The organism is Mesorhizobium sp. M1E.F.Ca.ET.063.01.1.1 (genome assembly GCF_003998155.1).
GTDB lineage: Bacteria > Pseudomonadota > Alphaproteobacteria > Rhizobiales > Rhizobiaceae > Mesorhizobium.
The window spans coordinates 21,883-27,882 of sequence record NZ_RZSC01000011.1 but is presented as its reverse complement, the minus strand read 5'-3'; the positions used below and the strand labels follow the sequence as shown (position 1 = coordinate 27,882).

Annotated in this window: 9 protein-coding genes and 3 pseudogenes; 8 read left to right on the top strand and 4 right to left on the bottom strand. The window is 59.5% G+C overall.

Translation table 11 applies throughout. The annotated features are described in order from the left end of the window. Window positions 1–372, top strand: a 372-nt coding sequence (locus EOA29_RS02625; RefSeq protein WP_127220171.1) for a heme-dependent oxidative N-demethylase subunit alpha family protein, incomplete at its 5' end; no start/stop codon positions are given. 231 nt (window positions 373–603) lie between these two features. Here the strand turns inward: EOA29_RS02625 and EOA29_RS02620 are convergent. The 3 genes and pseudogenes from EOA29_RS02620 to EOA29_RS02610 all read right to left on the bottom strand — a co-directional run. Then, entirely contained in the window at window positions 604–1,473 is an 870-nt protein-coding gene (locus EOA29_RS02620; RefSeq protein WP_189478798.1) for a ferritin family protein, read from the bottom strand. Next, window positions 1,419–1,652 (bottom strand): annotated as a pseudogene (locus EOA29_RS02615) (transposase); the annotation flags it as partial. The gene EOA29_RS02620 and the pseudogene EOA29_RS02615, both read right to left, overlap by 55 nt. 197 nt (window positions 1,653–1,849) lie before the next feature. Beyond that, window positions 1,850–1,987: pseudogene (locus EOA29_RS02610) on the bottom strand (integrase); the annotation flags it as partial. Between the two features lie 123 nt (window positions 1,988–2,110). On the opposite strand from EOA29_RS02610, the gene EOA29_RS02605 reads away from it, so the two are divergent. The 6 genes and pseudogenes from EOA29_RS02605 (at window position 2,111) to EOA29_RS02580 (ending at window position 5,188) form a co-directional block, all read left to right on the top strand. Further along, on the top strand, window positions 2,111–2,575 hold the full coding sequence (locus EOA29_RS02605) for a heme-binding domain-containing protein (protein ID WP_127220169.1): 465 nt from the start codon (window positions 2,111–2,113) through the stop codon (window positions 2,573–2,575). Between the two features lie 297 nt (window positions 2,576–2,872). After that, entirely contained in the window at window positions 2,873–3,205 is a 333-nt protein-coding gene (locus tag EOA29_RS02600; RefSeq protein WP_127220168.1) for an antibiotic biosynthesis monooxygenase, read from the top strand. Between the two features lie 97 nt (window positions 3,206–3,302). After that, window positions 3,303–3,785, top strand: coding sequence for a CoA-binding protein (locus EOA29_RS02595; protein WP_126089961.1), 483 nt, complete (start codon window positions 3,303–3,305; stop codon window positions 3,783–3,785). Further along, window positions 3,782–4,255, top strand: a complete 474-nt coding sequence (locus tag EOA29_RS02590; protein ID WP_127220167.1) for a hypothetical protein — start codon at window positions 3,782–3,784, stop codon at window positions 4,253–4,255. Before EOA29_RS02595 ends, EOA29_RS02590 begins: the two co-directional genes overlap by 4 nt. A gap of 207 nt (window positions 4,256–4,462) precedes the next feature. Beyond that, window positions 4,463–4,564 (top strand): annotated as a pseudogene (locus EOA29_RS02585) (Lrp/AsnC family transcriptional regulator); the annotation flags it as partial. 483 nt (window positions 4,565–5,047) lie between these two features. Further along, entirely contained in the window at window positions 5,048–5,188 is a 141-nt protein-coding gene (locus EOA29_RS02580) for a hypothetical protein (protein WP_189478797.1), read from the top strand. A 19-nt stretch (window positions 5,189–5,207) separates the two neighbouring features. Here the strand turns inward: EOA29_RS02580 and EOA29_RS02575 are convergent, their stop codons facing one another. Continuing rightward, entirely contained in the window at window positions 5,208–5,651 is a 444-nt protein-coding gene (locus tag EOA29_RS02575) for an SDR family oxidoreductase (RefSeq protein WP_127220166.1), read from the bottom strand. Between the two features lie 166 nt (window positions 5,652–5,817). Between EOA29_RS02575 and EOA29_RS02570 the strand changes: the two genes are divergently transcribed. Further along, the gene (locus EOA29_RS02570; RefSeq protein WP_189434390.1) at window positions 5,818–5,979 is read left to right on the top strand and encodes a hypothetical protein; all 162 of its coding nucleotides are present in this window, start codon (window positions 5,818–5,820) and stop codon (window positions 5,977–5,979) included. The last annotated feature ends 21 nt before the right edge of the window (window positions 5,980–6,000 follow it).

The following is a 6,000-nucleotide window of genomic DNA, read 5'->3' as shown; positions in this document are numbered from 1 at the left end:
CTAAACGGGACGATGACAGTCAATCATCTGCTCGACACAAGACCCGAGAACTATCACAAATGGGGCGTGATGAAGAAAGACCTGAGACTGGAGAACGTGGGGCAAATGATGCATTTGCGCGTCGAGCTCCAGACCTTCTTCCGTCTTCCTCGCTCGAATGCCCTGGTGTTTCCGATCCGCTGCTACCTCATCAAGCTCGACGAACTGGTGACGGTGCCGAAATGGGCGAGGCGCTTCCATCGCGTCATCCGCGACCTGCCGGCGGAACTGGCGACCTACAAGGGCTTCATCAGCAATCGGCCCAAGATCGTGGAATGGCTGTCAAAATATGATGACGGTGCCCCGACATCGCCAGGCATTTGGCCGGACTGATCCGTACGGGCTCCCGACTGCGAACGCAGGCATCGGAATGGTCGCGTTGCTACGAGATGCCGCGCGACGGGCGCTGGAGTCTGGCGTCCCGGAGCGCGCGTCACGATCGAGCCGCTGCGCGATCCGGTATGGCCATAACCGTCTTTCGAACTTAAGTAGCGCATTCGTGGCGGTCCCCGCTCCCCTGAACGGTGGCGTGTCGAGCGGGGGGCTGGGTTTCCACCTATCTCGTTACAAGATCGCGGACGACGGCAAGGCGCTTGACAGCGATGGTGGCAAGCGCCTGCGCCCTGTCCCGAGCGGCTGCGAAAGCAGGTGTTCGCCCGCGCCGATGTAGTAGTCGGCCAGCTCCTCGCAGAGCGCATCCAAGGATCGCGGTGGCGGCCGCCCGACAGGCGCGCGGCTCTGAAGAGGATCCGATGCGAGATCGAGAGAGACCTTGCGGGCTTCGAGGGCAAGATCCCGGTATGTATTCTTGTTCCCTTTCATGTCGGCATATCCCTCAAGGCGCATGCAGACCTCCATCTCCAGACTGGACAGATCGTAGGGCTTCTGGATTGCCGGCCCCAGATGCCGATCTTTGAAAAAGGCTTTCCGGCGCTCTCGCCGCAGCGTCTTTGCGTGCTCCAGTTCCGCGCGTGCCATCCGTTCGGCGGCTTCCCGGATTTCCGGCGACGCCCCGTGGGCTGCTACATAGGACCAGAATGCGAAGGCGCGCTCCTCATTGCGGACGGCGATGGCCAGGGAGCGATACGCGTCAACCAATTCGGGGGAGACGAGCCAGATGCCTTCCTCGTCGAAACCGTCCTGCGGCACGGCATCGGCCGGCCGAATTTCGGGCGGTTTATGGGTGACCTGACGCGACCAGCCGGAGACCATGTCGGTATGGCCAGTCTCCTCGCGCACAAGACGATCGAACACGTCGGCTAGTTCTCGCCGACCGGCGCCGCGCATGCGCCTGGCCAAATCCGCATATCTGTCGGCAGATTCCTTCTCCATCGCCAGCGCGACGGCGAGAAGCTCCCCATCGACCGGATGCCGTTGGTTCAGATGCCAGCCGGTACATCGGATGTTCTTCCCCCAGGTTTGGCTGTCGACCATACTGGTTCTCTCAACGCCTTGAGCTTGGCGAAGGCCATTTCGATCGGGTTGAGATCGGGGCTGTAGGGTCGCAGGAAGAGCAGCCATGCGCCTCTTGCCCGGATGGCTGCCTCGGCGGCCGGACTCTTGTGGGCTGCGACATTGTCGAGAATGACGACATCGCCCTTTGCCAGCGTCGGATTCTAGTCCCTTTCTTGATCTTTAGGTTCGCCAGACCATACGAGAGAATACGAAGGAAATGGATTGGCGAACAGCCGCTAACATATTGTTTTTGTATAGAAAATAGTGACCCTCCGGGCCTACCATTGTCGTTATTTATCAATGCTTTATAGGGTGGTTCGCCACGAGGTTCGCCAAGCATCGGCTTGCGCGTTACGACGCGTACGACTCGATCCATCCCCTGCACAGCCAGCCGAACCTGCGATGCCTCTCGCGAATAAAGCTCTGCATGATCGATATCGTCATGACCGAGCACGTCCATAAGCTGCCTAGTCGAGGCCTCGGCTTCGGCGAGATCCGTTCATGCCGCACGAATTCGAAAAGTCTGGCAGAAGAATTGACGGAGATCAAAGCGCGATGCGGGCATACAATGCAAACTTTATCTTTTGTTAATGTCCGATGACGGAGGGAACAGCCAATGGGCAAACGCCTCCTCCAAGTGATCGCTGCCATTGCGGTCGTCTTCGTTGCGGCGCAACTCGTTCGTCCCGACCGCACGAATCCGCCGACTGACGTTAGCCGCACCGTTCAGGCGCATGCCGGGATAACCAGCGAGCTCGTGGCTGTTCTGGATCGCTCGTGCGGCGATTGTCATTCAAACGCGACCGTGTGGCCGTGGTACTCGAACATCGTCCCCTTCTCCTGGCTTATGGCGTACGGCGTCAACGAAGGGCGAAAGGCGGTCAACTTCTCAGAATGGGCCGGATACTCGCCGGAGCAACAACGGAAGCTGCTGGCCGAGTCTTGCCACGATGCAACGTCGGGCAAGATGCCCGGCTCGTATACCGCACTGCGTCCCGAGACTCGGCTCTCGTATCAGGACATCGATACGATCTGTGTGGCCGCGCAGAAAGCGGAAGTGGATGCGGGCCATGTGCAGTGAAGCGATGCAATCAGCCTTTCCGCGGCTCAGCAGCGTTCGCACAGGATCGCAGCCCTGTCGGTGGGACATCTTCGCTCTGGCATGGTTCGCCTTCAATTCGACCGTTGTGAGTTGGCGACGGGACGCATCTGCTGGCGGTCGCCACCGCGTGATAGATCGCCACGTTCCCTTTCCGCGCCTATCCAGCTCGCGAAGGGCCGTAGCAATCGCGAGCACTGAGCACGCGGGAGCGCTCGGCACCTCGGGCTGTTTGTAGTTCCTTCTTGGCCGTGACACGTATGAGATGGAGGACGAGCTATGAGTTACCTTGAATTGAGCGCGCACTTCACGGTCCGCCCGGGCTGCCTCGACGGATTCAATAAGCAAGCGGCCGAGTTGATTCGGATCACACGGGAAAAGGACACAGGAACACTCCGCTACGACTGGTTCCTCAGTAGCGATGGCACCGAGTGCGAGGTTCGTGAGACGTACACCGGCCCGGAAGCCTTGATCGAGCACAACAGGCATATCCTGCAAGCTCGTACCAAGTTATTCAACGAGTATGCCGACAATCACTTCATGATTTTCTACTCAGAACCTTCGCAATCGCTGCTCGATTTGCTGAAGGCTCACCAAGTCGGATTTAAGTGATTCTCCTTCGTTCGAGGTTTGGAGTCTACGCCGTCCCGCATTCCTGGAACGGACCACGACGTCAAGCACGCGTTGTAAGCCGGATTGGGAGGCGCCGATGACTCCAACAAATCTTGAAGCCAAGGTTTCCGACTTCCTTACGCAAAGGCGGATCGCCGTTGCAGGCGTGTCGCGCAACAACAGCCATCATCCGGCCGGCAACCTTATCTATCGGCGGTTGAAGAAGACGGGGCATGAGGTCTTCGCGGTAAACCCGAACTTGCAGACCTTCGATGGCGATCCCTGCTTCCGCGACCTGCGATCGATTCCAGGTGGGGTTGATGGAGTCGTGATCGTCACGCGACCTGAAATCACCGAGAGCATCGTGCACGACTGTTCGGTTGCCGGGATCCGCCGCGTTTGGATGCATCAATCCCTTGCGAAGGGATCGAGTGTCTCGCCGCAGGCAGTCGAATTCTGCCGTCGACACGATATCAGCGTGATCGAGGGCGCCTGTCCAATGATGTACGGCGATGGCGTCGACTTTGGGCACACGTGCATGCGGCTGCTCATGAAACTGACCGGAAGGTTACCAAAATGAATCGCCGGCAGGTCGCGTGGATTATCATCCTAGTCGTCGACGTCGCATATATCGCATGGGGCGCGGGGGCCGCAGTGTCTCCCGAACATCTTCTAGGTCCAGCTGGCAAAGGGATTCTGCCGGCGGCCTATGAGGGCTACTCCGGCGGGTCTTGGTTGGAGCTTACGGGCACTTCCCCCATGATCGCGGGCTACATAACAGTGCTGTACCGGATGTATGGCATCTATTGCGTCCTGTTCGGACTTCTGGCCAGCGCCATCGCCGTAACGGCGTTCCGCCGGGGTGAGCCTTGGGCATGGTGGGCGTTGTTCATCGGAAACACGATCGCATTTGGGTCGGCGATAACGATGGATAAGATTGTGAATGCCATCGGCCCCTTCGAGCTAACGGAATACCTCGGCCTCGCACTCGTCTGGGGAGCGCTCGCCATAACACCTCCATTTCGTGCAGCATCAGCTGGGCCCGTTTGATCGGCGAGCTAAGCCAGCTTCTGCAAGGAGATCCGGGTGCCGATGCGGTGACATTCGGGACGCGCGAGGATCCCGTTCCTGGCACATCTCGACATGGTATGTCAGGATGGAGACGGCGGCCCGTGCAGCGCGACAATCTGGGAGAGAGGCTCACCTTGATTGCCGCGCCGCAGCAATCCGGACGCAAGGGCAAGTCAACGGCGCTTTCGGGCTTCGAACCTTGCGGAGTTTGACCGGGTGTTACGTCAGGTCCGTATGATCGACGGTGTGTCGAACAGCGAGACGAGCCTGTTGCTGAGCAGCGTATGAGGGGAGCATGTGACAAGCTGGCGGAGACCGGCTTCCGGCGGTGCGTCAAGGACATGCTCAATGGCTTCCAAGCGGAAGGAAACTGCACAGCAGCGCTGATCACGGCGACGGCGCCAGCAGCCGGCACATCCCAGACCCGAACAGTCCGGCAAGATCGGCACCGATTTTCCATGCTCACCGGTAGAAACAGCGGAAAGGTAGGTCGAGCAGCCATGTGCAAGGAGGCCAAGAAGGTTGTCGTTTTGAAATCCGCAGGATTCCCGCAACACGGTCTTCTGGCGGACGAAGGCCGCAGCCATCGGGTTCCGCGAAATGGTTCCGAACCAAACTGGAGAATGCAGCGCCCGCAACGCCTTCAACGAAGCAGGAGAGTGATTTGCGGAATGGTAGAGTGGCAGGATTTGAACCTGCGCCCCCCAGACCGAGCCGTCCTGGTATCTGCTTTCCAAGGACGACCAGCTTGTGCCGCCGGCGGTGGCCCGCATGATGGCGCAACGCGCGAAGGCCGCCACCGTCGAGGTACCGGGCAGCCACGCCACCTTCGTCGCGCGTCCAGCCGCTGCCGCGAAGATCATCGAGCAAGCCGCCGAAGCCGAGGCGAAGTGCGAAGGACGAGCTCGCTAACTCGAGTTGAGGATCTATTCTACGAAACAGCGAGAGGTGAGGCTTCTATCTTACGCTGAAGCCGCCATCGGCCATGAGGACCGCCCCATTGATGATTCCGGTCCTCCGAGGCGAGGTAACGAGCCGCAGCGGCGATTTCGGCAGGCCTGGCAAAGCGTCCGACGGGGATATCCCTTCTGGCCTTTTCTCCCTTTTCGCCTGACCAGCCGACAAGCGCCATCGGCGTCTCAACCACTGTCGGTGCGATCGCGTTGGCAGTGATGCCGAACTTGGCCCATTCAATGGCCATCACCTTTGTCAGGTTGATCAGCGCCGCCTTGCTGGCACCATAGGCGGCATGCTCCTCGATGGCGACGACGCCGGCTTGCGAGGAGATGTTGATGACGCGGCCGCGTCCTGAAGCCTTGAGATAGGGCAGGGCAGCAGCAGCGACGAGCCAAGGACCCCGAAGGTTGATCCGCATCGTCTTGTCCAAGACTTCGATATTTGGTTCCCCGGCGGGAAAACGTACCTAGCCCGGCATTGTTGACGAGAATGTCGATGCCCATCGCCGTACCAATTCGGTCGACGACAGAAGCGATGGCGCCAGTGTCTTCAAGATCGAGCACGAAGCCTTTGTGGTCACAAAGTTGATCGGCGCAAGCAAGCCGACCGCGATCCGTGCGATCGAGGCGCTGACCGAAGCCAATATTCTCGTGGAAACTACAGGAAAGAAGCGCGACCGCAGCTTCGCCTATCGCGCCTATCTTGAGTGCCTGCGAACCGGAACGGAATTGGACAGCGGCGGCTGATCGCTACCAATCGCGAAATCA

Coding starts and splice junctions, on each gene's coding strand:
- EOA29_RS02600 (WP_127220168.1), top strand. CDS start 2,873: ATGAGTTACCTTGAATTGAGCGCGCACTTCACGGTCCGCCCGGGCTGC.
- EOA29_RS02590 (WP_127220167.1), top strand. CDS start 3,782: ATGAATCGCCGGCAGGTCGCGTGGATTATCATCCTAGTCGTCGACGTC.
- EOA29_RS02620 (WP_189478798.1), bottom strand. CDS start 1,473: ATGGTCGACAGCCAAACCTGGGGGAAGAACATCCGATGTACCGGCTGG.
- EOA29_RS02575 (WP_127220166.1), bottom strand. CDS start 5,651: ATGCGGATCAACCTTCGGGGTCCTTGGCTCGTCGCTGCTGCTGCCCTG.
- EOA29_RS02595 (WP_126089961.1), top strand. CDS start 3,303: ATGACTCCAACAAATCTTGAAGCCAAGGTTTCCGACTTCCTTACGCAA.
- EOA29_RS02580 (WP_189478797.1), top strand. CDS start 5,048: ATGATGGCGCAACGCGCGAAGGCCGCCACCGTCGAGGTACCGGGCAGC.
- EOA29_RS02605 (WP_127220169.1), top strand. CDS start 2,111: ATGGGCAAACGCCTCCTCCAAGTGATCGCTGCCATTGCGGTCGTCTTC.